The sequence below is a fragment of the Rhodococcus sp. NPDC057135 genome (assembly GCF_042670865.1).
Taxonomy (GTDB): Bacteria; Actinomycetota; Actinomycetes; order Mycobacteriales; family Mycobacteriaceae; genus Rhodococcus_F.
Genome location: NZ_JBHUUU010000010.1, coordinates 177,652 through 204,622 on the forward strand (window position 1 = coordinate 177,652; position 26,971 = coordinate 204,622).

At 61.1% G+C, this 26,971-nt stretch carries 25 protein-coding genes; 14 read left to right on the top strand and 11 right to left on the bottom strand.

The window, feature by feature from the left end:
* Nucleotides 1-100: 100 nt before the first annotated feature.
* Nucleotides 101-517 carry a VOC family protein gene (locus ACFT1A_RS20115; RefSeq protein ID WP_378448438.1) on the top strand — a complete coding sequence of 139 codons (417 nt, stop codon included), beginning with the start codon at nt 101-103 and terminating at the stop codon, nt 515-517.
* A 23-nt stretch (nt 518-540) separates the two neighbouring features.
* On the opposite strand, the gene ACFT1A_RS20120 is transcribed toward ACFT1A_RS20115, so the two are convergent.
* Both ACFT1A_RS20120 and ACFT1A_RS20125 read right to left on the bottom strand, forming a co-directional pair.
* Nucleotides 541-1,983, bottom strand: coding sequence for an amidase (locus ACFT1A_RS20120; protein WP_378448439.1), 1,443 nt, complete (start codon nt 1,981-1,983; stop codon nt 541-543).
* 47 nt (nt 1,984-2,030) lie between these two features.
* Complete coding sequence (locus ACFT1A_RS20125; RefSeq protein WP_378448440.1) at nt 2,031-3,248, bottom strand: MFS transporter; 1,218 nt, start codon at nt 3,246-3,248, stop codon at nt 2,031-2,033.
* 120 nt (nt 3,249-3,368) lie between these two features.
* Between ACFT1A_RS20125 and ACFT1A_RS20130 the strand changes: the two genes are divergently transcribed.
* On the top strand, nt 3,369-4,268 hold the full coding sequence (locus ACFT1A_RS20130; protein ID WP_378448441.1) for a LysR family transcriptional regulator: 900 nt from the start codon (nt 3,369-3,371) through the stop codon (nt 4,266-4,268).
* Nucleotides 4,269-4,336: 68 nt separating this feature from the next.
* Nucleotides 4,337-4,852: a hypothetical protein gene (locus ACFT1A_RS20135; RefSeq protein WP_378448442.1), complete on the top strand. Its 516-nt coding sequence runs from the start codon at nt 4,337-4,339 to the stop codon at nt 4,850-4,852.
* A 45-nt stretch (nt 4,853-4,897) separates the two neighbouring features.
* Here ACFT1A_RS20135 and ACFT1A_RS20140 read toward each other — a convergent pair whose 3' ends face one another.
* The 3 genes from ACFT1A_RS20140 to ACFT1A_RS20150 all read right to left on the bottom strand — a co-directional run bounded on the left by ACFT1A_RS20140 (nt 4,898) and on the right by ACFT1A_RS20150 (nt 8,751).
* Nucleotides 4,898-6,442 carry an AMP-binding protein gene (locus ACFT1A_RS20140; protein ID WP_378448443.1) on the bottom strand — a complete coding sequence of 515 codons (1,545 nt, stop codon included), beginning with the start codon at nt 6,440-6,442 and terminating at the stop codon, nt 4,898-4,900.
* Nucleotides 6,443-6,633: 191 nt separating this feature from the next.
* Nucleotides 6,634-7,464: a LuxR C-terminal-related transcriptional regulator gene (locus ACFT1A_RS20145; protein ID WP_378448444.1), complete on the bottom strand. Its 831-nt coding sequence runs from the start codon at nt 7,462-7,464 to the stop codon at nt 6,634-6,636.
* Nucleotides 7,465-7,977: 513 nt separating this feature from the next.
* The gene (locus ACFT1A_RS20150; RefSeq protein WP_378448445.1) at nt 7,978-8,751 is read right to left on the bottom strand and encodes a TetR/AcrR family transcriptional regulator; all 774 of its coding nucleotides are present in this window, start codon (nt 8,749-8,751) and stop codon (nt 7,978-7,980) included.
* 114 nt (nt 8,752-8,865) lie between these two features.
* On the opposite strand from ACFT1A_RS20150, the gene ACFT1A_RS20155 reads away from it, so the two are divergent.
* Nucleotides 8,866-9,843 carry an oxygenase MpaB family protein gene (locus ACFT1A_RS20155; protein ID WP_378448446.1) on the top strand — a complete coding sequence of 326 codons (978 nt, stop codon included), beginning with the start codon at nt 8,866-8,868 and terminating at the stop codon, nt 9,841-9,843.
* 160 nt (nt 9,844-10,003) lie between these two features.
* Here ACFT1A_RS20155 and ACFT1A_RS20160 read toward each other — a convergent pair whose 3' ends face one another.
* From ACFT1A_RS20160 to ACFT1A_RS20170, 3 genes are all read right to left on the bottom strand, one after another.
* Nucleotides 10,004-10,864, bottom strand: a complete 861-nt coding sequence (locus ACFT1A_RS20160; RefSeq protein WP_378448447.1) for an alpha/beta hydrolase family protein — start codon at nt 10,862-10,864, stop codon at nt 10,004-10,006.
* A 364-nt stretch (nt 10,865-11,228) separates the two neighbouring features.
* Nucleotides 11,229-12,149 carry a LysR family transcriptional regulator gene (locus ACFT1A_RS20165; RefSeq protein WP_378448448.1) on the bottom strand — a complete coding sequence of 307 codons (921 nt, stop codon included), beginning with the start codon at nt 12,147-12,149 and terminating at the stop codon, nt 11,229-11,231.
* Complete coding sequence (locus tag ACFT1A_RS20170; protein WP_378448449.1) at nt 12,146-13,036, bottom strand: LysR family transcriptional regulator; 891 nt, start codon at nt 13,034-13,036, stop codon at nt 12,146-12,148. The genes ACFT1A_RS20165 and ACFT1A_RS20170 overlap by 4 nt, the downstream gene beginning before the upstream one ends.
* A 237-nt stretch (nt 13,037-13,273) precedes the next feature.
* On the opposite strand from ACFT1A_RS20170, the gene ACFT1A_RS20175 reads away from it, so the two are divergent.
* The 7 genes from ACFT1A_RS20175 (at nt 13,274) to ACFT1A_RS20205 (ending at nt 20,291) form a co-directional block, all read left to right on the top strand.
* Nucleotides 13,274-14,146 (top strand): ABC transporter permease, encoded by an 873-nt coding sequence (locus tag ACFT1A_RS20175; RefSeq protein ID WP_378448450.1) that lies wholly within the window; start codon nt 13,274-13,276, stop codon nt 14,144-14,146.
* Between the two features lie 11 nt (nt 14,147-14,157).
* Nucleotides 14,158-14,931 carry an ABC transporter ATP-binding protein gene (locus tag ACFT1A_RS20180; protein WP_244993200.1) on the top strand — a complete coding sequence of 258 codons (774 nt, stop codon included), beginning with the start codon at nt 14,158-14,160 and terminating at the stop codon, nt 14,929-14,931.
* A gap of 90 nt (nt 14,932-15,021) precedes the next feature.
* Complete coding sequence (locus ACFT1A_RS20185; RefSeq protein ID WP_378448451.1) at nt 15,022-15,978, top strand: ABC transporter substrate-binding protein; 957 nt, start codon at nt 15,022-15,024, stop codon at nt 15,976-15,978.
* A 49-nt stretch (nt 15,979-16,027) separates the two neighbouring features.
* Nucleotides 16,028-17,125 carry a hypothetical protein gene (locus tag ACFT1A_RS20190; protein ID WP_378448452.1) on the top strand — a complete coding sequence of 366 codons (1,098 nt, stop codon included), beginning with the start codon at nt 16,028-16,030 and terminating at the stop codon, nt 17,123-17,125.
* Nucleotides 17,122-18,258, top strand: a complete 1,137-nt coding sequence (locus tag ACFT1A_RS20195) for a CaiB/BaiF CoA transferase family protein (RefSeq protein WP_378448453.1) — start codon at nt 17,122-17,124, stop codon at nt 18,256-18,258. The genes ACFT1A_RS20190 and ACFT1A_RS20195 overlap by 4 nt, the downstream gene beginning before the upstream one ends.
* An 80-nt stretch (nt 18,259-18,338) precedes the next feature.
* The gene (locus ACFT1A_RS20200; protein ID WP_378448454.1) at nt 18,339-19,322 is read left to right on the top strand and encodes an NAD(P)H-dependent flavin oxidoreductase; all 984 of its coding nucleotides are present in this window, start codon (nt 18,339-18,341) and stop codon (nt 19,320-19,322) included.
* Between the two features lie 330 nt (nt 19,323-19,652).
* Nucleotides 19,653-20,291: a maleylpyruvate isomerase N-terminal domain-containing protein gene (locus ACFT1A_RS20205; RefSeq protein ID WP_378448455.1), complete on the top strand. Its 639-nt coding sequence runs from the start codon at nt 19,653-19,655 to the stop codon at nt 20,289-20,291.
* Between the two features lie 142 nt (nt 20,292-20,433).
* On the opposite strand, the gene ACFT1A_RS20210 is transcribed toward ACFT1A_RS20205, so the two are convergent.
* Nucleotides 20,434-21,294, bottom strand: coding sequence for a haloalkane dehalogenase (locus ACFT1A_RS20210; RefSeq protein WP_378448456.1), 861 nt, complete (start codon nt 21,292-21,294; stop codon nt 20,434-20,436).
* 137 nt (nt 21,295-21,431) lie between these two features.
* Here ACFT1A_RS20210 and ACFT1A_RS20215 point away from each other — a divergent pair, with 137 nt between their 5' ends.
* Nucleotides 21,432-22,046, top strand: coding sequence for a TetR/AcrR family transcriptional regulator (locus ACFT1A_RS20215; RefSeq protein ID WP_378448457.1), 615 nt, complete (start codon nt 21,432-21,434; stop codon nt 22,044-22,046).
* Between the two features lie 580 nt (nt 22,047-22,626).
* Here ACFT1A_RS20215 and ACFT1A_RS20220 read toward each other — a convergent pair.
* Complete coding sequence (locus ACFT1A_RS20220) at nt 22,627-23,289, bottom strand: isochorismatase family protein (RefSeq protein WP_378448458.1); 663 nt, start codon at nt 23,287-23,289, stop codon at nt 22,627-22,629.
* Nucleotides 23,290-23,435: 146 nt separating this feature from the next.
* Between ACFT1A_RS20220 and ACFT1A_RS20225 the strand changes: the two genes are divergently transcribed.
* Nucleotides 23,436-24,410 (top strand): GlxA family transcriptional regulator, encoded by a 975-nt coding sequence (locus ACFT1A_RS20225; RefSeq protein WP_378448459.1) that lies wholly within the window; start codon nt 23,436-23,438, stop codon nt 24,408-24,410.
* A 146-nt stretch (nt 24,411-24,556) separates the two neighbouring features.
* Here ACFT1A_RS20225 and ACFT1A_RS20230 read toward each other — a convergent pair whose 3' ends face one another.
* A complete protein-coding gene (locus ACFT1A_RS20230; protein WP_378448460.1) occupies nt 24,557-25,126 on the bottom strand; it encodes a dihydrofolate reductase family protein in 570 nt (189 codons plus the stop codon).
* Between the two features lie 463 nt (nt 25,127-25,589).
* Between ACFT1A_RS20230 and ACFT1A_RS20235 the strand changes: the two genes are divergently transcribed.
* Nucleotides 25,590-26,282, top strand: coding sequence for a hypothetical protein (locus tag ACFT1A_RS20235; RefSeq protein WP_378448461.1), 693 nt, complete (start codon nt 25,590-25,592; stop codon nt 26,280-26,282).
* The last annotated feature ends 689 nt before the right edge of the window (nt 26,283-26,971 follow it).

Consider the following 26,971-nt stretch of genomic DNA (forward strand, 5'->3'; position numbering starts at 1 on the left):
TCAGCGAACGCAGCAATAGCGGCGAGCATCTTGGTTCCGAAGAATGCCGCAAGCTTCCTCCCTCCCGGCACTCGATTGTCTTGGGCGTTAACATCGACAGATGCTCACTCGAGTCGATCTGACGATGGATTGCACAGACCCCGACCGCTTGGCTACATTTTGGAAGATAGCCGCTGGATACGTCGATGAGCCACCACCGCAGCCTTTTTCGACTCGGGAGGAGTGGCTGGCCACTTTCGACGACGAAGACGACGGGATGGGCGGCGCTTGGTTGCACCACCCGCTCGGAGTGGCTCCTCGACTCTGTCTACTACAGGTTCCTGAATCCAAGGTGGCCAAGAACCGATTGCATCTCGATCTCCGGGTATCCGGAGACGGAACCCCGGCTCAGAAGTGGGCGACAATCCTTCGCGAGGTCCAGCGGCTACTACGCGCGGGCGCATCAGAATTGGAAAGATTCGAGGGTCACCATGTGATCATGGCCGATCCCGAGGGCAACGAATTCTGCGTGGCGTGATTTCACTCGCCTGCCCGAGATTCTCACGCGAAGGCATGACAGTCCGGATGAGTACTGAGATAGGGCAGGACCTCCTCGAGGGCGAGACCAATCGCGAAGGCCGTGTGGTCGTCGTACGGCCGCGTGACGATCTGTGTGCCCGTTGGGATTCCGTTCCGAGCCAAACCGGTGGGGATTGTCAGCACCGGGCAGCTGCTCAGGATGTTGAAGGTGATGGCCGGTACGGCCTCGAGGTAGTACTCCAATTCGGTTCCAGCCACTTCGATTCCGTGCCCGACGTAGTCGTCACCGGCAAGAAAGCCGTCCGTCGCCACTGCCGGAGTGATCAATGCGTCATAGGTGTCGAACAGGGATCCGATCGATGAATACAGTTCGGCTTCGATCGCGAGTCCGTCGAGAAAAGTCGCGTCACCACGGGTGTGGCGTGCCCATCGGGCAAATTCCTTCGCGTACTCCGTGACCTTGTCGGGGTGCGCGGATGCCTCGGCGGCAATCGAGGCACCGAACACGTGCTCGTAGTGAATGGCGGCAGCGCGCATGACGGCGGTGCGGGACAGGTCGACTTCGACGATCTCGGCGCGTGCGCCCAGCGCAGTGAGGGTATCCACCAACTTCGCGGTGTTGGCGGCGACGTCCGAATCGACCGGCCAGTCACCTAATGCGGGTATCACCGCGATACGCATTCCAGCGCATGAATGCGTTGCACGGTCGGGCAGTTGCGATGACGGCACGTGCGAGGCGATGTCGGTGGAGGTCGGTCCCGCGATGACGGACTGCATTGTGAGGCAATCGCTTACGGTGCGGGCCATCGGGCCGCAGTGACAGTAGCGATCGAGGTTGAAGGGCGGGTCGACCGGGACACGGCCGTGTGGCGGCTTGAACCCGACGATGCCGTTGAACGACGACGGAGTCCTGATCGATCCCGCAACGTCGGAACCGGTGGCCAAGTGCGTCATACCGGTGGCAAGTGCGACTGCTGACCCGCCGGACGAACCACCGGAGGAGTATTCCGTGTTCCACGGATTGCGAGTCACTCCCCACAGTTCGGACTGCGTGAACGCGGCCGAGGAGAATTCCGGGGCTGTCGATCGCGCATGAACGATCGCACCGGCGTCGATGATCCGTTTCACGAAAGTCGAAGTGTGGGTGGCAATCACGTCTTCATAGACCTTGGAACCCTGAGTCCACGGTTGTCCTTGAATCGGTTCGTCCTCTTTCACGACCACGGGAACCCCGGCGAGCAGAAGCCCCGCATCCGAGCCGCGGGCGTAATGGCGTTCCGCTGACTTCGCTTGTGCTCGTGCAGCATCGAAGAAAGTGTGCCCCAATGCATTCAAGGTTGGGTTGAGTCTCTCGATTCGTTCGATAGTGGATTCGAGCACTTCCACCGGCGACAGCGATTTGTCTCGGTAGCGCCGGAGCATCTCGGCCACGTCCATGAAGGTTGAATCGGGTGTCTCGCGCATATCTGTTGTCCTGCCTGTCTGAAAGTTTTGCGTGGTCGACTAGGTTGTCAGTTCATGTCCGCTACGACGGGTTTGCGGACCGTCGCGAGAAAAATTGCGAGAGCAGCGATTCCAGCTGCAATCCAGAAGACCGACTGGGAACCGGCGTAGTCGTGAATGCGTCCGCCGGCGAACGCGCCGAGGGCGATGCTTGCATTGAAGACTGCAACCCACAGCGCCGAAGCAGCCTCTCGGTGGGCGGGAGCTGCATGCGCGATCCATGTCTGGGTACTCACGGACACACCACCGTAGAAGAGGCCCCAAGCCGCCATGAGCAAAGCGGCGGCGATCAAGGTAGCAGCCGAGATCGGAAACAGGGCGAGTGTCAACGCTATTCCCACGCTGAGGATGACGACCACCATCTTCGGGGACTTGGCGGCGGACGGCCCGGCGATGAAGTTGCCGACGACACCGAATGCACCGTAGATCAGGAGCATCGTGCCGACCTGCGAAGCGTTCAACCCTGCGAAGAACTCCAGCCCCGGACGCACATAGGTGTAGGCCGCGAAATGAGCGGTGATGAGGAGAACGGTAATCGCGATTCCGACCCGGACTCCCGGGTTCCGAAAAGCCTCCACGAGACTGCCGAGCGACAGGGCTTGATCAGCAGGCATCGTGGGCAGGACAGCGAACATGGCGAGCGCGATGAGCGTCGCTGCGCAGCTGAGAGTCCAGAATGCCACGCTCCACCCGGCCGCTGCCCCGATGTACGTCCCGGCCGGAACACCGAGAACTGAGGCAACAGCGATTCCGCTGAAGATGATCGTGGTCGCCAACCCGACAGATCTGGTCTCCACCAACTTAGGAGCCAGGCTTGCGGCGAGTGCCCAAACTCCGCCCATGCTCACTCCGAGCAGGACGCGAGCCACAGCGAGGACAGCGAAACTCGGCGAAAGGGCCGTGAGGGCGTTCGCCGCTGCGACCAACAGCATCAAGACGACGAGCGTCGACCGACGATCGAAGCGGCGGGTCACGACGGGCACGAACGGCGCGGTGGCCGCTGCCACCAATCCGGTGATGGCCAGCGAGAGCCCGATGGTCCCTTCGCTCTCCACCAGGCTGGCACCGATAGGGGTAAGAAGTCCGACGGGCATCATCTCCGCCGCGACAACGATGAATGTGGACGCTGCGATCAGGGCGACGGCAGCCCAATGGTTCTCGACGCTGTGTGCGCGGGTGGAGGAGGTGGGCGCAGCGCTGTTCTGTGCGGATGCAGAGTGGGGCATGTAACCAGAGAAGCCCTCGCAGGTCACCGGATCAACGGCGAATTGCTCATCCAACCATTAGCTCAAGTCATCGATGAGCCATGATGGAGTGGTCGAGTGAGTCCAGGATCGGGGTGAAGCATGTCGGAGCCTCCGATGCGTGAGATCGAGTGCTTCCTCGTTCTCGCTGAAGAACTGCACTTCGGTCGCACCGGAGAACGGCTGTTCATCTCCCAGAGCCGGGTCAGTCAACTGATCAGCGCTTTGGAACGTCGTATCGGCACGAGCCTCGTAGCGCGGACCAGTCGCCGCGTGCAGCTGACTGAATTCGGCGCCGAATTTCTCGAGTCGTTGGCTCCCGCCCACAGAGCACTCGTCGGAGTTATCGAGGACGCTCAAACGAAAGCGCGCAACATACCGACACCGCTTCGGGTGGGTTTCCAAGGAGCAATTTACGATTCGATCGCGACGGCCGTCTCTCGTTTCGAGAAACAGCATCCGCAAACATGCGTGACCATCAAAGAACTACCGCTGGGTGATCCGTTCAGTGACGTACTCGCCGGGCGAATCGATGCGGCGGTTGCCCTGCTCCCCGTAGAAGAACCCGAGCTGACAACCGGGCTCGTCTTTTCTCGACAGGCCCAGACGCTGGCCGTCTCAGTCCATCACCCGTTCAGTGAACTGGACGTGATCGACGCCGAGCAGTTAGCGCAGATATGCCTGGTACCCATCACCGGAACCGCCCCTGACTATTGGCGGCGTGTCAATTCCCCGAGCACAACGCCGGGCGGAGCCAAGGTTCCCACGCAGGGTGGGGCGAGCACTGTTCAGGAAGGCCTGTCGCAGGTCGCATTCAGTCAGGTCGGCCTCATCCTGTGCGCCGCGACTGCCGCCTACAGCCAGCGCTCGGACATCAGATTCGTACCGATCCATGGATTACCCGAATCCGCTTTGGGTCTCGTGTGGCGTACCGATCTCGAATGCCCCCGCCTTCGCCATTTCGCGAAGGCCATCGAGGAAGCACACAAAAGCCCTGCCTGACGGCGATCAATCAAGTCGCGGAAGGACTCCGGGACATTGGTGCACATCGTGTGTGGAATGATCGCGCCATGTCCGCCATCACCGACTACTTCACGGCAACCTCAGATGAGCACGCCGCTGCTGCACTCGAAGGACTCGTCGACCTGGATCCGGCAGTGATCGAGGCCAACGAAGCCCTCTACCGAACCTCTCCGGACGTCGCCACCCGCCCGCGGATTCAGTTGGCCGCGAGCGGGACTCCAATTCTGCAGGCGAAGGGCATCGATCCGGCCGTCTCACTCGGCCGGCTCGAGGCCTCTCTCACCGGTCGCCCCTACGACGAGGTGGCAAAAGGCTCACGCCGCGGGACACTCGTCGCAATGAGCGAGGACGGCGACACCCTTGTGCTCGCTGTTTCCGACGAATTGCGTGATGCACTAGCCGAATTGAACGCCGACGGCGTCGCAGCTGCGGCGGCTGCCTGGGCGATCGACGAGACGAGTGAACCGTCGGAGGAATCGGTGCCGTTCCTGACCGCCTTCGCCGAATTGGCTGCCAGAGCTGTGGCTCAGGGCGAACGAATGTACGGCTACGTCGTCATCTGATCGTCAGATATCCACCAGACATCTACCGCCGCAACGTCCGTCGAGTCAGTTGACTTGACGATCCCGACCTTGCCAGAACTCCTGGCGAAGCTTGAACTTCTGGATCTTTCCGGTGGCAGTGCGCGCCAATTCCGAGCGGAACTCGACCCGCTTCGGGCACTTGTAGCCGGCAAGCCGCGTGCGGCAGTGGGCGATGAGTGCTGATTCGTCGACGGGTTCCGCACTCTCGTCGAGCACGACAAGCGCCGTCACCAATTCGCCCCACTTCTCGTCCGGGATGCCGATGACCGCGACCTCCCTGACCGACGGATGCGACATGAGCGCGTCCTCGACCTCGATCGAAGTCACGTTCTCGCCGCCGGTGATGATGACGTCCTTCTTCCGGTCGGCGATCGTGACGTAGCCGTCGTCGAAGGTTCCGCCGTCGCCGGTGTGGAACCAGTCGTCCTCCAGCGCACTCGCTGTTGCCTCGGGATTCTCCCAGTACGACGCGAGGATGTGGTTGGACCGTGCGAGCACTTCACCGGTGTCGTCGACCTTGATCTGCACACCGATGGCCGGGGCGCCCGCGCGTCCGAGCAGTCGAGCTTGCTCGGGCACCGGTAAATCGTCCCACTCGGCACGCATGCGCGACATCGTGAGAAGTGGCGATGTCTCGGTGAGACCGTAGATTTGAATGAACTCCCAGCCCAGATCGACCCTGATCCGCTCGATCGTGCGGGTAGGCGGTGGGGCACCCGCAACGATGATGCGCACGCGGTCGCGCCCTGGAATCTCGCCGTCCCACGACTTGGCAGCGTCCAGGATTGCCGAGACGACGGCGGGCGCAGCACACAGATACGTGACACCGTGCTCCTCGATGCGGCGCAGGATCTCCCCACCGTCCACCTTGCGCAGGACGATGCTCTTGGCGCCGATTGCCGTCGTGACGAAGGGGTGTCCCCAGCCGTTGGCATGGAAGGTAGGCAGCGTGTGCAGGTACACGTCTCGATCGGTAACGGTTGCCTGCCAACCGAACACGACCGCGTTGATCCAGTTACTGCGGTGCGTCAACTGCACACCTTTGGGACGGGCTGTGGTTCCGGAGGTGTAGTTGATCGTTGCGGTTGCGTTCTCTTTCGTAGCCGCGTCCGCGACCCACGGCTTCGGATCGGGGTTCGGCCCCCAGATCCGAGTGTCGTCTCGGCCGAGGACGAACGTGCGCTTGCACGGCACCTCGGCGACCAGGTGTTCGAGTTCGGGGTCGACCAACAGGACCTCGGCCCCCGAGTGCTCCACGATGTACTGGATCTCCGGAACACTGAGCCTGAAGTTGATCGGCACCAGTACCCGACCCCACCCGGCGACACCGTAGAACGAGGCGAGGAATCGGGCCGCGTTGTGCGACACGATGGCAACCCGACCACCGACCGGTACGCCCAACTCGTCGAGTGTCGCCGCTTGCCGTCGAGCGAGGTCTCCGAGCTCGGCGAACGTGATCTCGCCCCACGACTGCGCCGGCTGATCCGGCTCGTCGACGATGGCAACCCGATCGGGGTAGACAGTGACCGCTCGGTCCAGGAAATCACTGATGGTCAGCGGGATGATCATGCGCACTCCAGGTCTTGGGCCGACGATGCGGCCTGGGAGATCCGACAAAGACGGATAGCTTTGCCCGTGTTCGGCACTGTCACCACCCTCCGAAGAGGGTATCGATTCCAGGTTCCCTCGGCCCCCTCTTCGGAGGGTACGAATCGTGGCAGCTACCCGCCACCCTGTCGCCTCTTGTCTGTCCCCAACAGTCAGGCAATCATCCCGTCGCGACGAGCAAGGACAACAGCCTCCAGCCGAGTGCTCGCGCCGAGCTTGTGCATAGCGGACTTCATGTAACTCTTGACCGTGAACAGAGCCAGACCCAACACACCAGCTATCTGAATGTTCGTCATACCCGCGCCGGCCACCGTCAGGACGTCGACTTCACGTTTGGTCAGCGAAGCTCTGCGAACGCTTTCCTCGGAGCGTTCCCCCTCGTCGACCAGACGCGCGGTGGCCTTGACGAGTGCCTCACGCACATCAGCATCACCAACACTGCCGGCAAGCAGCCGCAATTCCGCGTAGACCGATCGCACCTGTTCGCGCAAACGCGCATTCGATTCCGCCACTTCGGTCAACATGCCGTTCGTCGAAGTCACGGCGCTGACAGCCAATTCTTGCTCGAGCGCCCGCGCTTCCTGCACAACAACATCTTCGATGCGACCGCCCACGGCCTCGGAAGTGCGGAATGCGCCATAAATGACGCCCACCGTCTGACGGCCGACGACGATCGGTGTGGCGACGAGCGCTTTGAGGCGCTCCGCTCGGATGACCTTGTCGTATCGGTGCGTGATCTCCTGGGTCTCGAAATAGTCGTTCACGGCGATGGGCCGACACATGACGGCCACCTTGCCGCCCAGTCCCTCACTCGGATCCAGCGTCAATCCGGGAAGCGCGCCGAAGCTCGGACCGTCGAAGCGCTCGATAAGTAGATTTCCGGCTCTGTTGACGGGTCCACCGAAAGCAAGGGAGGCACCTGTTGAGACTCGGACACGCTTGAGGGCGCGTTCCATACGCGCACCCAGATCCTGCGCAGTCATGCTCGTTCGATCCCCTATCAGGAGGGTGTAACCCGGCGCCCAGTTCCATCCCCCTGTGACGGCTATCATAGCGACGTAGTACGGGCACACCACCCCGACCCGGACTTTGCCCTCCACCATCACTGACCAGGCCCGACCCGACAGGCCGGTCGGCGGTGGGGCGGCCACGACCAGGCGAACCATCAAATAGTTCTTCGCGAATGAAGCCTGCTTCGCGCTCGCCGCATGCCCACATCATGTTGTGGCGCAGCCGATTGCGCTCGCGGGAGCCGGTGCAGCGGCAGCGGGTTCTTCCACGGGCGCATTGCGGTATACATGGCCGTTCGATCGAATCCGGCCGATGAGGTCACGTAGGTGTCGGCGGCGAAAGAGAAGGTGAATGATTTTGTTGCCCAACTGCTTTGCTTCCAGACAACGAACTTCGCATGACCGATCGAATGGAACCCACCCGAGCTTCTCGCGCTCACCGAACGCCACGCATTGTCGGTTTCCCAGCCCGCTGCGGTGACCGACCTAATCGACGAGGTTACGGCCGACCTCGCCAACTCCCGACCTGTCGGATTCGGCAAACGCGGCGTAGTGGTTCGGTATCACGATTGCTGCGATGAGCTGGGTGATCTCGGGTGCGAGTTGAAGTATTTGTTCGGGCCCGGAATGGACGAGAAACTCGACGATCAACTCGATGATCGCGGCAGCGATGGCATGGCAAAGTCGTGAGCTCAACATTGGCAAGTCGGGTTCGACCTCGGCGCGAAGAGCCCGCAACGGGGGAGTGAGTGCGGCGACGAATTCAGTGATCGCTTCATTCCGGCGTGCCCGCACACGACTTCCGGCACCGAGAGCCTCGAGGAAGAACATGCGGGTAGCCGCCGGAGCCAACACGAGGAGCGCAAGCCCAGATTCGACCATCGCCGGCAACGTCTCAGGAGTGATCGTGTGTTCGTCGGCGCCCTGCGCTGTGCCGTCGACCAACACCTGAACAACCGCACGATACGTGTCCAGGAAGACATCTTCCTTGCTGTCGTAAAGCTCGTAGAAAGTCTTTCGAGACACCCCTGCACGTTTGGCGATATCGAGAACTTTCGTCTCGGCGTATCCCTGATCGGCGAAAAGTTCGATCGCGGAGGCGAGGATGCGGGCGATCTGAGACTTGCGCACGTCATCGCGGGAGAGTTGGTGACGGTGACGCGGCAACGGCGCAACTTCCGAACCCGCCAAAAGTCCCAGTACGGCTCCCGCGACTTCGCCCGCATCTTCGTTTGTTCCGTCGAGGGCGGTGGCGGTCATGGGCTCACCATACCGTTGACGATACAGAAACATTGTGTATTCTCACCAACCAGAAACATTGTGATTCTGGATAGTCGTGCGTCCAGCGTTGCACGACACGAAGGGACTCTTGCGATGACCAAGGACTACACCCACCAGCAATTTCATATGGATCTTCCGACGAAGCGGATGGACGACGGCTTCTTCGGCCCCGATTCCGTCTCCTGGAAACTCTGGTCTCACCCAGCTGCAATTCCCGGGGTGACGCGCTCGTTCGTCATCGACATGGTCGGTAGTGCTGCGGGTGCGGCCGCCCTGGACGATTTCAGTCGGTTACGCGATGATCCGCTCGGTCGATTCAACCGAACGATGCACTATTTCTTGACCGTCGTTTTCGCCGACACGGACACCGTCGCGAAAGCGAATGTTCGCTTGGACCGACTTCATGCGCGGATCCTGGGCACGGAACCGTTGACAGGCCGTCCCTACAGCGCGCTCGATCCCTATCTGCGACTGGGCAACCACATGCTCAGTTGGCACTCGGTGTTCTACGCCTACGACACTCTTGTCGGAGGTCTGACTCAGGCAGAGGAAGATCAGTACTTCAAAGAAGCTGCGATCGCATTCGAGACGATCGGCGTCGATTTCGACGAGATACTTCTGTCGGCGCAACAGCACGGTATCGATACGCAGTCGTTTCCGAATCGACTGCCGAACACGCGGGACGAGTACCGCCAGTTGTGGGCGGCTTCGAAGCATTTGATCTGTGTCACCGAGAAGACTCGGCGCACCCTGGACGGTCTGTTGTACCCGAAGGTCTCCAACGCGGATCCCAGTCATGCGGCACTGCTTCGGTTGTATCCGATGCTCAGCCGGGTGGCATTGGCCCTGACCCCTCGTCACATCCGCCACACCTGCGGCCTGCGCACATCGAACCGAAGCGACTATCTCGCCATTCAGGGCGCTCGTCTCGCGCTGCCGATTCTGCATCGCACCGGCGCCTACAACGCCGCCCTCCAGCAACTGTCCCCACACGGCTACGAAATCCAGGCACAGGCCCTCGCCGCTCCCCGATCCCCCCGCATCTCTGTCGGCACACCGTCAACGTCGTAGACGACTTCGTCCGCAGCATTTAGCGGCGACAACACGCAAGGCATCGAGGGACCGTGAATACAAAAACCAACGGGCAGGTTCAACCGGAGAGGGGGATGGCGTGAGCACTATTTCCCGAATCCGGCTGTCCCGAAGTCGAACTCGATTGTGTTCGCGACCGTCAGCCCGGGATCTGCAGGGCCAGATCGTTTCGGTCGAAGTCCGAGAACTGCTGGGTGTCAGTGCAATATCCGCAGTTCGCTCCGAAGAACTCGGTGCGGGCGTTCGGATCGTCGAGTAGCCAGTACCGCAGCCACGCCGTGCTCGGTCCGCGCATATCGCCACCGGTGATCGCCGTACCGAAGTGCGTGGCGCCGCGCAGTTCCAGATACTCGGCGGGCACGTGGTCGGCGTCCTCGTACATCGCCCGCACGATCGCCGGCCAAACGATTGCGTCGGCCTGACCAGCGAGATAGAGAACCGGCTCGTCGATGAGGTCGACATCGTTGAGCGGACCCGGCTGGATCGCGACGGCGGTGTCGACGCGGTCGTCGATCGCGGCATTGATCGCCGCAGACCCACCCTGCGAATGCCCCACCGCACCAATGTGTTCCAGGTCGACTTTGCCGAAGAAGACGCTCGATGGGCTGGCTGCTTTGTCTGCGATGAGGTCAATTCCCGACCGCATGGTGACGGCGAAGTTGCTTGCCGGGGTGTTGGCGGCGACCACGATGAATCCGTGGCTCGCGTAGTGACGTAACAAGGAAGTGTATGCACCGGGGAGCACGCCGGTCCCGTTCCCCCAGATCACAACCGGGTGCTTCTCCCCGCGTGCGCCGAGCTGACGCGGGTAGTACAGAGTGTGCACCAGCCCGATCGAGACACTCGGCGTGTACGGCCCTGCACTCGCCCAGTTGTGCCCGACGCTCGGAATGCCGGGCGTATCGGCGGCCGCCGTTCCAGCCGCGCCCGTGAGTCCGAGTGTCGCGCACAGCGCAACCGTCGCTGCAGCATTCGCGAACAGTTTCAGAGATTTTCGCATGAAGGTCAACCTTTCGAAGTTGCGGCAAATCCTCGGAGTAGGTGCATCGCGGTAGTTCATGACAATGTCCACGAACCAGGGCTGGACCCCGTAACGGGTTGCGATGCAGGGGGTTCGATCATGAAACGGGTTCGGTCACCAAACGCTCGGGGACACCTCCTGCGATCGGCGGGTGGACTCCATGCGGTCGAAATGTCGATCCCGGAGTGACGCATATTACATATTCATCGGAAGGCGAACCGTCTGCTTTGTTCGGAGATACCAAGAATCCGAGAAGTGTTGTATGTGTGGACAAATCATCGTTCTCGACGGGGCCCACCGGTCGCCGCGAATGCCCGGAGTCCCAGGTCGAGATCGCCTCAGCCTAGGGCTTGGATTGCTCGGCGCACAGCCGTAAGAAATGTTCGACGATCTGGGTGTTCTGGCCTTCCCTTGCCACGGCTGCGATCTTGCGTGGTGGCAGTTCGAATATCTCGCCCACAGTGCAACCGCGTGCGGATGCGCGCTCAGCACTGGCGAGTTCGAGGATGACAGCACCGATCCCTTCGAACGCGAAATCCGCGAACGCATCGCGGTGCTGTGACCTCATCACGAAGGCGTGGTCGATCCGCGGTTCGATCGAACGCAAGTGGCGATAGACGTCGGATGTCTCGAACCGTGGTGCGACGACCAGACCGATACGCATGAGGTCTTCGCCGATGAATACCCCGTCAGCCGGGGCTGGAGTGCCAGGAGGGCAGACGAGCCGCAAGTTGTGGTCCGGCAGGCGCACCATCCGCGTCCCCGGGACACCGGTAGGCGGCGACTCCATTATTGCCACGTCAGCTGTACCGGCCATGACCGGGTGAATCGCATCGGCCACCGATGACCCAGGCGGATCCGAGATGGTGATTCTCAGGTTCGGCACCTTTGTACGCAGCGCTCCGAGCAGTTCCGCGGTGGGATCGTCCGCAAGGCTCGCTGTCGTGGCGACACTGAGGTGGGGGAATGCCGACAGCACAAACTCGCTCTCAACCACCAGTCGGTCGAGTGCGGCCAGCGCATCGCGTGCTGGATCGATGAAATTCCGTCCGCGCGCAGTCAGTGTCGCCCCTGCCCGTCCGCGGTTGAAAAGCTTTCCCCCGACGCGCCTTTCGAGTCGCGCAATTGATTGAGAGACACTCGATGTTCCCGTGAATCGGTACGCCGCTGCCGCCGTGATACTGCCGTGTTCGACGACCGCAAGGAAGTCCTGAAGTTGCCGCGGATCGATTCGCGGCGCCGGAGACTCTCCGAAGTTGCTCATCCGGCATTCCCCAGTCCGCCTTCGTCAACTAAGCGAGTAGTCGTCTCGATAAACGCTTGTGCCGCAGGCGATGGCGTCGAACCGTGAAACATCCACATATCTCGACTGAGCGGGGGCCGAGTACGACACAGCACCACGCCTTCTCCGACGGTATCGGCGACGGATTCGGGAAGGAATGCGACTCCGACTCCCGCGCGTACAAGGGGGATCATCGAGGCCGCAGAGATGGTCTCCGCAACCACCGCCTCGTCCACGGTCACTTCGCCCAGGCGTTCTGCCAGTAGTCGCCGAGTCACATCACCCCGCGGACTGGTGATCAAGCCGATACGCAACAGATCGGTCAACTCAGATACTCCCTCGCCTCTACTTCGTGCAGCCGGCACCAGCGCCACGATTCGTTGCCGGCCGAGGAGGCTACGTTCAACACCTTCGTCGAACACCTCGTCCACCCCGAGCCCTACGTCAGCCTGACCCGAGGCGACCACCATTCCGATTCCGTCGGTGTCGTTGCTGAGCATCGTCACCGCAACATTCGGAAACTTGCTTTTGAATGCGCCCAGGGCTGTGGCCGCTGGATCACGCGCCAATGTCCGCGGGCACACGATCGTCAACCGCCCACGCTCCACCACGTTCGATGGGTGTAAAGCGTGATCCAGATCCCGGTACGCCCGAAGTACTTGAGCCGCCGGACCGGTGAGCGCACGTCCAGCGTCGGTCAAGGTGACTCCCCGCGAGCCGCGCCGGACGAGCGCCAGCCCGCACTCGTTCTCCATTCTGCCCAGAGCCTCCGAGATGGTCGGCTGGCTCACTCCGAGTCCGCGAGCAGCAGCCGAAATGCTGCCGCGATCAGCAAGGGCGAGAAAGTATTCCAGGTGACGTCGGTCCATCGGGGGGCTCCCGTCTCTGTAGAAGTCTGCGTGCTCGCGCGGTTCCGCGCCCCGCATGCCATAGGGAAACCCTATGGCATACCTCTCGAATGTGGCGTAGACGGGAAGAATAATCGCGTGATCTGCTTCACATATGAACGCAGTGAGCAACAACCCGGGGAGATTCGACCAGACGCACCCGTCTGCTTTTGTCGAGCACCCATCGCCGCTTGTGAGCACTCGGGAGGTGGCACGGAAATGACCGAAACCATCTCCACGAGTGCGTCATCCCGCGCTATGTCACCCAAAGCTGCGGGGCGGGCACGCTCTGAGCCGAAGCCCGCTCGACAACGTCGCGCCGGCACTCGACTCACCATCGTGGTGCGACTGGCCCAGGTCGCGCTGCTTGTGGTGTTACTCGGAGCGTGGCAGCTCGTCGCATCACAAGGTTGGATCGAGCCGGTTCTGGCGAAAACTCCAGGAGAGGCGTGGAGCTACTTCACCGCAGCGGTGCGTTCGGGTGAGATTACGTCCAACTTGCGCGCCACGATGACTGCCGTCGTGATCGCCTGGATCCTCGCGAGTGCAGTCGGGGTGGCGGTAGGACTCTCACTCGGCCTGCTCCCGACCCTCGAACGCATCATGAGTCCGTTTTTGGATGCTGCGAATGCCATGCCGCGTCTTGCGCTGGCGCCTCTGCTTATCGTCATTTTCGGGATCACGATGACGGCGAAGGTCGCTCTCGCATTCACACTTGTCTTCTTCATCGTGTGCTCGAGCGCACGAGCCGGCGTGAAGTCGGTCGACGACGAGTGGCTCCGACTTTCCACCGTTCTGAATGCCAGTAAGACGCAAGTGTTTTGGCACATTCTTCTCCCCGTCGCGACCCCTGGCATTTTTGCCGGTCTTCGGTTGGGGCTGATCTATTCGCTACTCGGCGTGGTCGGTTCGGAACTGATCTCCTCACGGGACGGGCTGGGCCAGCTTGTGTCGATCTACTCGGCCCAGTTCCGAATGGAAGCGGTCTACGCGATCCTGATCCTTCTCGCAATCGTCGCAGTCGTCCTCAACCAGGCCATGAATTTCGCCGAGCGCTACCTCCTTCGGTGGCAGCCCCCGGCTCGACGATGACAGGAATCATCATGGATACCAACGTGATTACACCCGCCGTCCAACTCGACGGACTGACGATATCCTTCCCCTCGCCCGACGGGTCGGCGAAGACCGTGGTCGACAATCTCGACCTCACAATCCCTCGCGGACAGTTCGTGAGCTTGGTCGGCAGGAGCGGTTGCGGAAAGACCACTCTGCTCAACGCGCTCGCTGGATTGGTGGACGCGACGGAAGGCAAGACCGAGGTCCTCGGCACAACGCCATTCGACGCTCGCTCCCGGATGGGCTTCATGATGGCCCGCGATGCCCTGTTCCCGTGGCGAACAGCGCGGAAGAACGTGGAGTACGGTCTCGAGTTGAGGGGAGTACCCAAGGCGGAGAGACGAACTCAATCAGCGCGCTGGCTTGCTGCCGTTCAAATGTCCGAGGCCTCACAGCTGTGGACTTGGCAGCTGTCCCAAGGGATGCGCCAGCGTGTCGCGTTGGCGCGAACGTGGGCTCTGGATCCGGACATCTTGTTGATGGACGAGCCGTTTGCCGCCCTCGATGCGCAAACCCGCGTCGAAGTACAGCGCGAATTCCTCGAGCTGTGGCAGTCCGAGGTCGGCCGGACGGTCATCTTCGTAACCCACGACCTCGGTGAAGCCATCTGTCTGTCCGACCGCGTTCTCCTGCTCGGGGCCGGCCGAGTGATCGACGACGTCAGCATTGACATCGAACGCCCCCGCGAACTCGAAACCCTCACCGCCGAACCTCGATACATCGAAATCTTCAACCGGCTGCGTGGTCAGCTCGACCACTGATGCGCCCAGCCAACTCAGCTCGACTACTGATGCGCCCAGCCAACTCAGCTCGACTACTGATGCGCCCAGCCATCAAGGAGCAGGAAATCCATGAAACTTCGACCTTTCGTCGGCACAGTAATAGCAGCGGCCCTACTGCTCTCCGCGTGTGGAGGGGGAGGCCGCGCGAACGACGGTAGCGTCGCCATCGGGGTCTACCCTGCGAGCGCGCTGTCCCTGCCTGTCTACGTCGCCGCCCAACAAGGAATGTTCGACAAAGAAGGCCTCGACGTCGAACTCATCGACGGAAAAAACGGGCCCGAACTCATCAGCGGTCTCATCGGCGGTACGACCGACCTCGCAGTCGGCGCACCCGGCACCGTCGTGCCGGCCATAGAGCTAGGGCAGAAACTACGGCCGCTGTCCCCGTACGGGTCGATCGATCTCGCCATCGCCGTGACGAAAGACAGCGGCATCACCACCGTCGACGACCTACCCGGTAAACGGATCGCCATACCGTCACGTGGCGGCGCTGCCGAACAATTCGTCAATCAGCTTCTCGCAGAACGAAACATCGACGCATCAACAGTGCAATTCATCGCGGCGGCACCGACAGCGAGTCAGATACCACTCGCACGAAAGGGCGACATCGACGCCGCCGTTCTCACCGCAGCCAGCCAAGCCGTATTCAATGCTCAAGGAATACCGATGACACCGATTACATCGGTCAACCCGGTGAACTCCGACGGCGTGAGTTCATACGGCTTGGGCACCGTGCTCGTCACGACCGCCACATTCGCTGAAACCGATGCCGCCGCCCCCGTTTGTGCGGCGCTCAAGGCCGCCGCAGGGTGGATAGCCGACCCCGCGAACGAGCAAGCAGGAGCTGAACTTCTCACCGAGCGGATGAATGTTCCTGCCGACAAAGCCACCGAGGTGTGGGCTTCGCAGAAGAACCTCTGGCCGGTCGAAATTTCGGCACACCGATGGACGCAGAACGTCACATGGGTGAACAGCCAGACCTCGGGCAAGACCGACGCAGACGTACCCTTCGACCCCCTCTGCTGACCGAACGCCCATACACACCAGTTCGACAACTACGGAAAGAGAAGAAACGATGACACAACTCGCTGACCAGGCAACCCAATCCGAGTCTGAGCGCGATCGCCGGCAGCTCACAGAGGCTTGGTCTACGGTCACCAACAGCCTTGCCACATTTGGTTCGACAGCTGCCGCCACGGGCTCGCCACTGGACAGCACCGAAGGTGTGCGGCACGCACTTCGCCTGTTCGGATACCTCGCCGAGATGAACATCGAACGCCAAGACGTGCTCCGACCTGAACTCTTTTCCCTGATGTCACCGATGCGAAAGTTCTGGGGAGACGGCATCGACGTCGACTACTGGACGGCGATGATCGACCCCAAAGAGACATACCGAATTCACGGAAACCGTGGCACAGTGCCCTACGTCGCCGTCCTCGCCAATCGTGTGGGCGCGTCTGGGACCGACAGGGTCGCCGACAACATCGTCATCGACGACAAGGTGTGCGACGCCGACGGCAACTTCGAGATCTTCATCGCACAAGAACTTGAGGGACGCAACGGCATTCGGCTGGACGAGCGCTGCTTCGACGTAGTTGTGCGTGTGTACCATAAGACGCGGAGCGCGGAGATCGATCCCGTGCTCCACATCGAGCGCCTCGGCCCGCCGCCTGGTGCACGCCCCGATCTCGATACGGCATGGCTGGTCCAGCGTCTCACGAAACTTGCCCGGGGCATGGACGTCAGCCTCCGACGCAGTCTTCAGCTCGTCGAAACACTCAGTCAGTCGCCCAACGAGATTCGCGTGACGTCGGAGCAACGAGGTTGGGGAGACTTTTACGGCACCAGCTCCAACCAGTACGTTGCCGGGTGGTGGTCACTGAAAGACGCTTCTGCCGTGGATATTACATTCACTCTCCCGGACTGCACCTACTTCGGAGTGATGCTGTACAACCATTGGTTCGAGTCCTTCGAGTACCGCGACCACACCGTCAACCTCAACGACGCACACTTCGAGCGCAATGACGATGGAACCGTCACGATCCGAATCGGGGGCGCAGAAGGCGACAGAAACCGACTGAACCCCTGCAACCACACCGAAGGCATTCTGTTGGCGCGCTGCCTGGAGCCTGCTGAGGATGTCACTTCGCCTCATGTGGAGATCATTCGATGACCGACGAAGTAGACCTGCCGTTGGCCGGTGTCCGAGTAGTGGAGATCGGTCAACTGATCGCAATACCCAGCGCCGGGCAGCAGTTGTCCGACCTCGGTGCCGAGGTCATCAAGCTCGAACCTCCAGGCGGTGAACCGGCCCGACAAATCGACGCCGACTACGCGCGTGGAATCTTCTACGGGTACAACCGAGGAAAGCGTTCAATCTGCCTCGACCTCAAGGACTCCGCCGATCTGCAACGAGCTCGGGAATTGATCGCGTCGAGCGACATCTTGCTGCACAATCTGCGCCCGGGAACCCTTGATCGATTGGGATTCTCCTCTGCCGAACTCCAACGCCTGCGACCGGAAATCATCAGCGTCTCGGTGAGCGGGTACGGGGCGGAAGGCCCGTCCGCGACCCGCGCCGGGCTCGACATCGCCGCGCAAGCGGAGAGCGGACTGATGTCGGTGACGGGCGAGGCTGACGGCCCACCGCAACGTGTGGGCGCACCGGTCATAGATCATGCAACGAGCTACGTCGTCGCTCAAGCGGTACTGGCAGCGCTACTGCGACGTGAGCGTACCGGCAAGGGATCCTCCGTCCGAGTTTCCCTGCTCGACGTCGCAATCCACTTGCAGACCGCCAACTGGATCGAGTGGCAGGTGTCAGGAAAGCCTATGAGTCGCAAAGGGAACGGGCAACCAAGCGTCGCACCTGCGGCAGACGTCTTTCGTGCCGTCGACGGCGATCTGGTGATCAGCGGATACCAACCGCGCGCATGGATCGAACTGTGCAAGGCGATCGACCTACCCGAGTTGGCCGACGACCCGAGGTTCACCACCAACGCGCTGCGTGTGGAAAACCGTGTTGACCTCGTCGCCACGATCGAGAAGCAACTGTGCCACCGTAGCGCCGCGGAAGCGGTAGAGCATCTCACTGCGGCCGGAGTGGTTGCCGCACTTGTGCGTGACTACGACCAGGTGATCTGCGCCGACGATGTGGTTGCGAACCGTACCTTCATCCCCGGCACCAACGAACGTGGCGAACAATACTTGACGCCTGCCATGCCCTATCGCGCCGAACCTCCGATGGCACGAACTGAACTTTCACAGGTTCCGGCCTTGAACGAGTGGGCAACGTCGACGCACTGAATGCGCCGTGCGGTTCGAAATTGACTTGGCACCAACGTAACTGACAAACAGATAGCCATGCACCATCGAGGAGATGTCCAGTGCTGACCACCGCATTTACCGAGGCGTTCGGAGTTCGTCATCCCATCGTGCAGGGCGGCATGCAATGGGTGGGGAGAGCAGAACTCGTAGCGGCAGTTGCAAACGCCGGCGCGCTGGGCATGCTCACTGCTCTGACACAGCCGACACCTGACGATCTTGCCCGAGAAATATCCCGAACCCGCGAGCTCACCGACCAACCGTTCGGAGTCAATCTCACAATCCTCCCCACGATCACGCCCCCGCCCTACGACGAGTATCGGAACGTGATCATCGACTGCGGAGTGAAAGTCGTCGAGACGGCCGGCTCGTCTCCGGCACCCCATCTGCCACACTTTCACGGCGCAGGCATCAAGGTGCTCCACAAGTGCACCAGCGTCCGACACGCGGTCAAAGCCCAGGCCCTCGGCGTCGACGGCATCAGCATCGACGGGTTCGAATGTGCCGGGCATCCAGGAGAAGACGACGTACCGGGTCTCGTACTCATCGCTGCAGCAGCTGAGCGCATCAGCATTCCCATGATCGCGTCCGGTGGGTTTGCCGATGCGCGAGGATTGGTGGCTGCCCTCGCGCTCGGCGCCGACGGCATCAACATGGGCACTCGGTTCATGTGTACCGAGGAGTCTCCGATTCACCGCAACATCAAGGATGCGATAGTCGCCGCCTCCGAGGTCGACACCGAACTGATTTTCAGGTCACTACGCAATACCGCTCGGGTAGCGCGCAACAGCATCAGCGGAGAAGTTGTCGAAATTCTCTCCGGTGGTGGCAAATTCGAAGATGTTCGACATCTTGTGGCCGGGGCGCGAGGCCGAGCGGTGTTTGACAGCGGCGACCCGGAGGCGGGCATCTGGACGGCTGGGACTGTGCAAGGGCTGATTCACGACATCCCCACCGTGGGTGCATTAGTGGAGCGGATTGTCACAGAGTCAGAAGCTCTGATTGCGAGTCGACTTGCCAGCCTCCTAGATCCTGTCAGCGCCTGACAGGATTCACGGTCAAGTCGAATTGACGACATTCTGCGCGGGATAGCTTACGGCTGGTTGGGTTCGGCGGAATAGCGGCTGTCGGTGTCGGGCGGCCGCTGGACGGGGGAGAGCGAGATTTTCCTAGAGCGGCGCCGGAGGAGTTTCGAATATTCCGGTGACGAAGTTGCCGGCAGTCGGATTGTTTCGCAATCTTCATCGTCGGTAAGCGTTACTCGGACCAACCCTTGCAATTCAAGTCATGTCCAGTTCCATTGCCGCGTCTGCACATCCGCGACCGTGTTACGGCTAGTCTGCCCCTAACCTGACACGACTACAGATCCGGACACCATGACGACACCGACCGAACCGACACCCGGCGACGTGGTGTCCGCAGCTCTAACCCTGCACGAACTCACCTCGATACCGGACAACTCACCGCGGTGGTCGAACATTGCAGAACCAACGAAATGGACCGCCGCGCACACCATCGAGCACATCGCGGATGCGCTGCTCTTCTACAGCGGCCAGGTAGCGAGACGAGCCGATGCCAAGCTACCGGTCCTGCGCGACGGTCGTGACGCCCCCGCATCCGAACATCTCGACAACGTCCTCTCGGCCGCACACGTGCTCGCGGCCCTGCTCCGCGACCTCGCAGAGGAACGTGCATTCCACCCCAGCGGAACAGCTGACGTCCCGGGGTGGGCTGGCATGGCTGTGACCGAAATTCTGGTTCACGGCACCGACGCAGCCCGCGCCATAGGTGTACGACTTGACCTTCCCGAAAATGTTTGCGCTAGAACAGTGTCGCGGGTATTTCCGTGGATCGACCCGTCGTTGGCCCGCCCGTCCGAGATACTTCTCGCCGTCACCGGCAGAATCTCCGTCGAAGGCGTTCACTCGGATCCCGATTGGTGGTGGCAATCCGCCCCACTCAATGAATGGGACGGGCTCCCAGCGCGGCGCGATGTCAAACCTGGCTGGACCTGACACCTATCCGGGCCTCGCTCATTCCGCAGCCGAACCGGTTCCGCGCTGTTGTGCAACTCGATCCTGCCAACCTAGTGGTCATTTTTCGGTGGCGAAGGGTTGAATCCGCGAGCTGAGCAACATCCGGGACCAACCCGATGAGTCACGGAAACCGATTCGCGATGGCCGAGATGATTTCACCGGGTGCGTATTCCTGGATGAAATGCCGTGCATGAGGCAACTCGACGACGGCAAGATCGGTGAACGTCGCGTGTATCCGCGGGATACACGCTTTCGGACGGAACACCATGTCCCGCATCCCCCATACTGCAAGAGCCGGTTTGTCCCCCAATAGCGCGGGCACGTCCTGGGCGAGTTGGGCCAACTGTGTTCGTGCGGCACGGATTTCCTTGGGCATGACCGCGATTCCACGCCGCGCTTCCGCTGTAGGTTGCACCATGCGGTAGTGGTGGGCCTCTGTCTCGGTTAGCGTGCAGCCAAGCTCCCCGAGCAGGAAACGCTCCACAAGAAGATTCTGCTCGAGTATGCGATGTTGCATGTGTCGGCTACCCATGATCACGCTGAACGCTCGATTTGCCAGTGGCTCGATCGGCCAGAACGCCGTGTTGCCGAGCACGATTCCTCTGACTCGGTCTGCCCGATCAGTTGCCGCGCCCAGTCCGATAGGTCCACCCCAGTCCTGCCCCATCAAGACAAAACCGTCCAACTGAAGATGGTCGATCAGTTCACCTAGGACCGTCGTGTGCCCGGCAATTCTGTATCCGAAATTCTCCGGCCGCTCGGACAACCCGAAGCCCAGGTAGTCCACCGCAATGCACCGGTACCGGTCGCGCAGTCCAGCGACGATATTGCGATACAGGAAGCTCCACGTAGGGGAGCCGTGGCAGAACACAATCGGCGGTCCCGTCCCCTCGTCGATGTAATGAACTCGACCGGCATACGAGTCGAACCAGCGTGACTCGAACGGGTACAGGGTCTTGTCGGGAACGAAATCGATCATCATTTCGGCGCCTCCTTGTCCGACCTATCTCTTCACGTCGCGCATTAGCCCTAGCGCGTATCCAAGGACCTCACACCCTTCCCGCCGCTACATCTGTAGCGGAGATGTATGTTGCAACGCTACACCTGTAGCATGCAAACGTGTCTACACAAGCGACCAGCAGCCATGAACGCCGAGCGCTGATCGCCAACAGCGCCATTCGCGTCATTGCCCGTGACGGAGTTCGCGCTCTCACTCACCGAGTAGTTGACAAAGAAGCCGGAATCCCACAAGGAGCGACCTCGCACCATGCAAGAACCCGGCTCGCGCTACTCGAACTCATCGTCAACACTCTCGCCGAACGCGCGATAGCTGACGCCAAGCAAGCTGCAACCTTTCTAAATGCGTCGGCACACTGTGAGCACCAACTGAGCATCGCCGATCTAGCTGGCGTGATCGCCAAACTTGTCGAGACACTCTCGGACCGCCGCGAGGACATGAAAGCGCGTTACGCCCTCGTTCTCGAACTCGATGACGAACCTCTGCTTCGAGGAAAGCTGACGACACAATCCGAGGTTCACGCCATAACCCGAGAAGTGACAGCGACGCTCCTCGACAGAGCAGGTCTCTCCATTTCCGACAAACGGATCGAGGAGCTGATCTCCCTCACGGACGCCCTGGTATTTCAGCGAACGATCATCCAGGAGAACACATCCCCTGAATCCATCCTTACGGCCTATCTGCACGGCATAGCCTCCTCCCCTGGCGAGTCGTGAGATCTGACCGACTCAATCGAGCTGCTTGAAAAACCTAGCAGTCGTGGATTTTTCGACCACGGGCTCATGCCCGAGCGCCGGAACTCAGCGACCTGAATTCGCCCGAGTCCGGTACCGGGACCCGAACCCACGGAGTTGCGTTGCCACACATGTCATTCCGACAACAAGCGAAGCCGTTGCCGCCACCCCCGGAAGGTGAGACAATCTCCTGCGGAAACGATGAACCGACCTGCTGACGGGCAAGTTACCGGAAATCGCCGAGCGCGAAGGCGTGTTGACCGGATTCGCCACTTCCCGATCCTGCTAGGACAAGAAAGCGGACAAATCCATCGTGCACGCCGCACTCCGGATCCCAAACGCGGAATTGGCGCAATGGGCGCAAACTCCGACGGTACGTTCAGCACGAGAAGGGCTTCTGCTTTCCCGCCGGAGGCTCGGTTGGCGCCGAGAACAAACCAGACGGCCACAATCCGGGATTGCCCGCCGGTATCGACGTCCGCAATCAAAGGTATTATCACCCTTCAGGTTTCGCGGCACCCAAGGTGTCGATCCGAGTTCGGGCGGTACAGAATTCCCGAATCTATTGCGGGCCTGCAGTATTGGAAAACCCGCTGGCGGCCGACTCGCGCCCTTGGATGGCCGAGACCACAAGATTGCTCTTGGGTAAATTCGTTCCGGACTCTACAGCGTCGACCCATGCGGTTGTTGTTGCGACGGCAGCGAAGTTCGATTGCAGAAGAATCATGAGGGTCTCGTGCAGCGACTGCGCCGATACCTGACCTGCTTCGTTGGCCAGATGAATAGCGCCACTGGCATCTGACAATATTTCGGCGGCGAACCCGAGGGATTCCGCTTCCACGGCGGTACCCAGGTCGCAGTTGTTGGTCATGTACCCGACGATCGTGATGGTGTCGATGCCTTTCGCGCGCAGCCATTCGGCTATATCGGTGCCGGCGAAGATGCTCGCGTACTGCTTGTGGATGTGCTTGGTTTCCGGATTGATGTGGTCCTCGAGTGCTGGGTGAAGTGACCATCCGGGCGTACCTTCGACAAAGACCGGGGCGCCCTCGGGCATCCGATGTTGCACGACGACGACAGGAAGGTCGTTCGCGCCAGCGACCTTGACGGCACTGAGGATGTTGGCCAGTGACTCCTCTCGCGGCGGGTACTGGATCTGCAGTGGCCCGTCGAAGTACTCCTGCTGGACGTCGACGACGATAAGGGCACGGCGAGGTGTAGGCACTTTCATCACTCCTGGAAGGTCGGTCGGGTTCGGTTTCGCATCGGCGATCCTGACGGTCGTCTCCCATTGTTCGGTAGGTTTCCATGCACCCGTGAGTGGCACGGGTGCATACTTTCGATGACTTTGCGCCATGAGGGGGAGACCAGATGCGAATCGCCGTGTATGCGTTCGACAGCATCACGATGTTTCACCTCGCAGCGCCGTTGATGGTGTTCGGTGAGGTGAGCCGACTCGGGCTCGCACCCGACTGGGAAACCAGATTGTGGTCCGATCGCGCAGGCGCGGTTCGGACCGTCGAGGGATACTCGGTCGGAGATGTGGCGGGACCGCGGACGCTCGATTGGGCTGACATCGTGATCATTCCTTCCTGGCCGCTGCCACTGTCACCGATCAGCGAGTCATTGCGAGCCAAGCTTTGCCGGGCGCACTCTCGCGGCACACCGATCGTGGGGCTGTGTCTCGGCGCTTTTGCCCTCGCCGACGCCGGGCTCCTCGACGGTCGCTCGGCCGTAACGCACTGGGAGATGATGCCCGCGCTCGCCGAAAGCCATCCCAGTATTCGCTTGGACGAATCGGTGCTTTATGTCGACCACGGCGACGTGATGACGTCCGCGGGGACGGTGTCGTCGGTCGATGCCTGTTTGCATCTGGTGCGCAAGCACCTCGGATCCGCAGTTGCCACCCGCGTGGCGCGAAACCTTGTCGTCGCACCGCATCGAGAGGGTGGTCAGGCCCAGTACATCGAGAGACCACTTGCGGAACCTGCGGGCGACACAGCTGTTGCAGACGTACTGGAGTGGGCACTCGGGCGCCTGCAGGAGTCGCTGTCTGTCGACCGCCTCGCGGGTCAGGCTCGGATGAGTCGACGAAATTTCATACGGCAGTTCCGTCTGGTCACGGGAACCACTCCAGCACGCTGGATTCTCCAGCAACGACTGAGCGAGGCTCGAGTTCTCCTGGAGACGACCGATTGGAGCATCGACGCCATTGCGCTGGCATGCGGGTTCGGAAGCGCAGTCACATTTCGGCAGAACTTCGCATCCGCGTTTGCGACCGCACCTTCCACATACCGGAAGCAGTTCGCTGACCACTCCGACAATGGGCTGGCCCCCACTGTGTAAGCCAGCGGGCTCGTTCTGTGGTGTGAGGCGTACCGGGTGTGTCGGGGCGCGGGAAAGTGATGGCCGACTCGGACGACCCCTCGCATTGGGCACGAGAACCGTTGTGCCGCGGCGAGGCGGCGGCCACTGTGCCAGGACGAATCACGTCAAGGCGATACCTGCGTTGGTTGGTATCGCATGGCGACTGCGCCCGACCGGAACTCGTGGCGATCGACGAGCTCGAGCTGGATGCGCTCGCGCAGACCGGCGAGCAACGTCGGTCCGTGTCCGGCGAGGACCGGTTGAACAAGGAACTCGTACTCGTCGATCAGTCCCAGATCTGCCAGCGCCAGGGGGAGTGTCACGCCACCAGCCCACAGGCCCTCGCCGGGCTGCTCCTTGAGCCGCTGAACCGCTGGCCCCAAGTCACCTTGCACGAGCTCGGCATTCCAACCGACCCCGCTCAGCGTGCTCGATACGACGTACTTCTTCGCCTCGTCGATGGTCTCGGCGAACGGGATCTCCCACTCGTCCATCCAGTCAGGCCACGTACCCGTAGCCGGCTTCCGCCACGCCGACTCCATCATCTCGTAGGTCACCCGGCCGAAAAGCAGAGCGTCGGCTCGTTTCATCTGAGCGGTCCAGTAGCGCATCGACTCCTCGTCGGGTGGGAGCCCGGCTTCGTGATGGCAGCAGCCGTCGAGGGTGACGTTGATCGAGTATCGAAGCGGTCTCATCTCACTGCTCTCCCGTGTTGTGCGCCCCGCGTGCGCTGGATCATCATCTGCGGCGAACACCAGACCGTGCCCTGAGACAAATGTCCGGCACGCGGGTCGCGAGTCCGTGACACAAGGACGCACCAACCACGCGCTACCCACTCCCGCATATCCGAATGGTGCCTCAGACGGTGTCCGCATGGATGTGCGATTGAGATATCAGCCCAGCAGGAAAAGGCATTCTCGCCGATACCTCGACCCTCACCGGACATGCTCTCAACGCCTTTCACCCTCGTCGACAGAGTCGGGTCCATCCCCAACAGCACGGCCGCGCTGGACTCTCAATCTCGCGCGCCCTCCTTGATCCGCCTGTCCTACAGACGCTTCCTCTCGATCCTGTCCCCAGGTATCCGCAGGTGATCTCACAGGAAGCTAAGCTGACGAGTGCAGGGAATACGTGCCGAGCTAGAGGAGAACCAGAGTCGTGGGAGCCGAAGGTAAATCATCGTCTCCTGACAAACGCAGACCGGGAAGTCGGGCAGGACTCGATTTGAATGGTGTCGTTGAGGCCGCTCGCTCACTTGATGTGAACACCTTGACGATCCAGGCGGTCGCAACAAGGCTTGGAGTCGATCGCAAAGCTGTTCGGCATCACGCCACGGACAGGGAAACGCTACTGCGATTGATGGCCGCGGATGCGTTTTCGGAAACCCCGATAGGCGAAAGCATCCCGGCAGATTGCACCTGGCAGGAGGCCTGCCGAATCTTTGCCGACGATTTCACGGACAGTGTGATCAACATCGACACGCTCATCAAACACTTGGAACTGGATATCTCCCTTCTGACAAGTTTCGGGAAGCCGACCGAGTCACTTGTGACGAAGCTGACCGATGCCGGATTCGATGATGAGACGGCACTGCGTTCCCTGGTCCTTCTGACGAACATATGCATGGCCTTCGCACGAGATGCTGTTGTTGTAGCGGAGAGCGGGGTCCGACCCCGGCGCGAATTGGCACAGTTGGGTATCGACAGATACCAAGGTGAGTTCCCGAATTTCGCACGCGTCGTCGCCCGAGAGATCGATACCTACGACAGGAAGCAACTCGAGCTGAGTGTCGATATTTTCGTTCGCGGCATGGAGTCCTTACTCCTCGAACGCGTTCGGCTAGAGCCGTGAGTGGCGTTGACAGCAGCCCGGCCTCGTCTCTGTCGGACCGCCCACAACGGGCCATCTGGACGTCGTACTTCCCAGACTTCCTACAGAGCCCACTTCAGTCGTACTGACTTCGCCTCCGGCCAGGTCTCGGTTCGCCCGGATCGAGGCGGTCGGTGCGAGATGCGACTCGCTTTCAGCGGCACCCCATCCTCCCGCGAGGAGACCAGAAGCGCTGCGGCTTAACACTACTGAAGTTGCGATCTGTCACCCACCGTCGACAGTGCGACCATCTCGGCGTTCGTCAGCCCAACGACTCAGCGGGGCCTGATCTGCAAATACCCGAGCTGCTTCCATGGGGTTGACGGGTAGGTACATATGCGCCTATTTTGGATCTGAGCGAATTCCCGGTCGGGAATTCGATGAGGTACTGCCCTAGGACGTCCGGATGAGCACAGCCATCACAGCAGAGAAAATCGCAAGCCACGATCGCTCGACCTAGGAAAGCTCTGGTGCCGGTCAGGCGAGCCGGCACTTGCCGGGCCTCGCGATCAACGAAGGCTCCGGGATCTCTTGCAACGGAAATATGGCTTCGATGGCGATTGGCGACGACTTTCGACGACAAGAGTTGCGGGTCGGCCCGACCGTGGAAGCAGAAGTCGAACATGGTTGTTGCACAACCACTTCGAATCCTTCGATGTCGCCCTGGCCAC

Bases quoted from the DNA above. Each gene is read 5' to 3' on its own strand.
- ACFT1A_RS20115 (WP_378448438.1), top strand. From the start codon at position 101: ATGCTCACTCGAGTCGATCTGACGATGGATTGCACAGACCCCGACCGC.
- ACFT1A_RS20120 (WP_378448439.1), bottom strand. From the start codon at position 1,983: ATGCGCGAGACACCCGATTCAACCTTCATGGACGTGGCCGAGATGCTC.
- ACFT1A_RS20125 (WP_378448440.1), bottom strand. From the start codon at position 3,248: ATGCCCCACTCTGCATCCGCACAGAACAGCGCTGCGCCCACCTCCTCC.
- ACFT1A_RS20130 (WP_378448441.1), top strand. From the start codon at position 3,369: ATGTCGGAGCCTCCGATGCGTGAGATCGAGTGCTTCCTCGTTCTCGCT.
- ACFT1A_RS20135 (WP_378448442.1), top strand. From the start codon at position 4,337: ATGTCCGCCATCACCGACTACTTCACGGCAACCTCAGATGAGCACGCC.
- ACFT1A_RS20140 (WP_378448443.1), bottom strand. From the start codon at position 6,442: ATGATCATCCCGCTGACCATCAGTGATTTCCTGGACCGAGCGGTCACT.
- ACFT1A_RS20145 (WP_378448444.1), bottom strand. From the start codon at position 7,464: ATGACTGCGCAGGATCTGGGTGCGCGTATGGAACGCGCCCTCAAGCGT.
- ACFT1A_RS20150 (WP_378448445.1), bottom strand. From the start codon at position 8,751: ATGACCGCCACCGCCCTCGACGGAACAAACGAAGATGCGGGCGAAGTC.
- ACFT1A_RS20155 (WP_378448446.1), top strand. From the start codon at position 8,866: ATGACCAAGGACTACACCCACCAGCAATTTCATATGGATCTTCCGACG.
- ACFT1A_RS20160 (WP_378448447.1), bottom strand. From the start codon at position 10,864: ATGCGAAAATCTCTGAAACTGTTCGCGAATGCTGCAGCGACGGTTGCG.
- ACFT1A_RS20165 (WP_378448448.1), bottom strand. From the start codon at position 12,149: ATGAGCAACTTCGGAGAGTCTCCGGCGCCGCGAATCGATCCGCGGCAA.
- ACFT1A_RS20170 (WP_378448449.1), bottom strand. From the start codon at position 13,036: ATGGACCGACGTCACCTGGAATACTTTCTCGCCCTTGCTGATCGCGGC.
- ACFT1A_RS20175 (WP_378448450.1), top strand. From the start codon at position 13,274: ATGACCGAAACCATCTCCACGAGTGCGTCATCCCGCGCTATGTCACCC.
- ACFT1A_RS20180 (WP_244993200.1), top strand. From the start codon at position 14,158: ATGGATACCAACGTGATTACACCCGCCGTCCAACTCGACGGACTGACG.
- ACFT1A_RS20185 (WP_378448451.1), top strand. From the start codon at position 15,022: ATGAAACTTCGACCTTTCGTCGGCACAGTAATAGCAGCGGCCCTACTG.
- ACFT1A_RS20190 (WP_378448452.1), top strand. From the start codon at position 16,028: ATGACACAACTCGCTGACCAGGCAACCCAATCCGAGTCTGAGCGCGAT.
- ACFT1A_RS20195 (WP_378448453.1), top strand. From the start codon at position 17,122: ATGACCGACGAAGTAGACCTGCCGTTGGCCGGTGTCCGAGTAGTGGAG.
- ACFT1A_RS20205 (WP_378448455.1), top strand. From the start codon at position 19,653: ATGACGACACCGACCGAACCGACACCCGGCGACGTGGTGTCCGCAGCT.
- ACFT1A_RS20210 (WP_378448456.1), bottom strand. From the start codon at position 21,294: ATGATGATCGATTTCGTTCCCGACAAGACCCTGTACCCGTTCGAGTCA.
- ACFT1A_RS20225 (WP_378448459.1), top strand. From the start codon at position 23,436: ATGCGAATCGCCGTGTATGCGTTCGACAGCATCACGATGTTTCACCTC.
- ACFT1A_RS20230 (WP_378448460.1), bottom strand. From the start codon at position 25,126: ATGAGACCGCTTCGATACTCGATCAACGTCACCCTCGACGGCTGCTGC.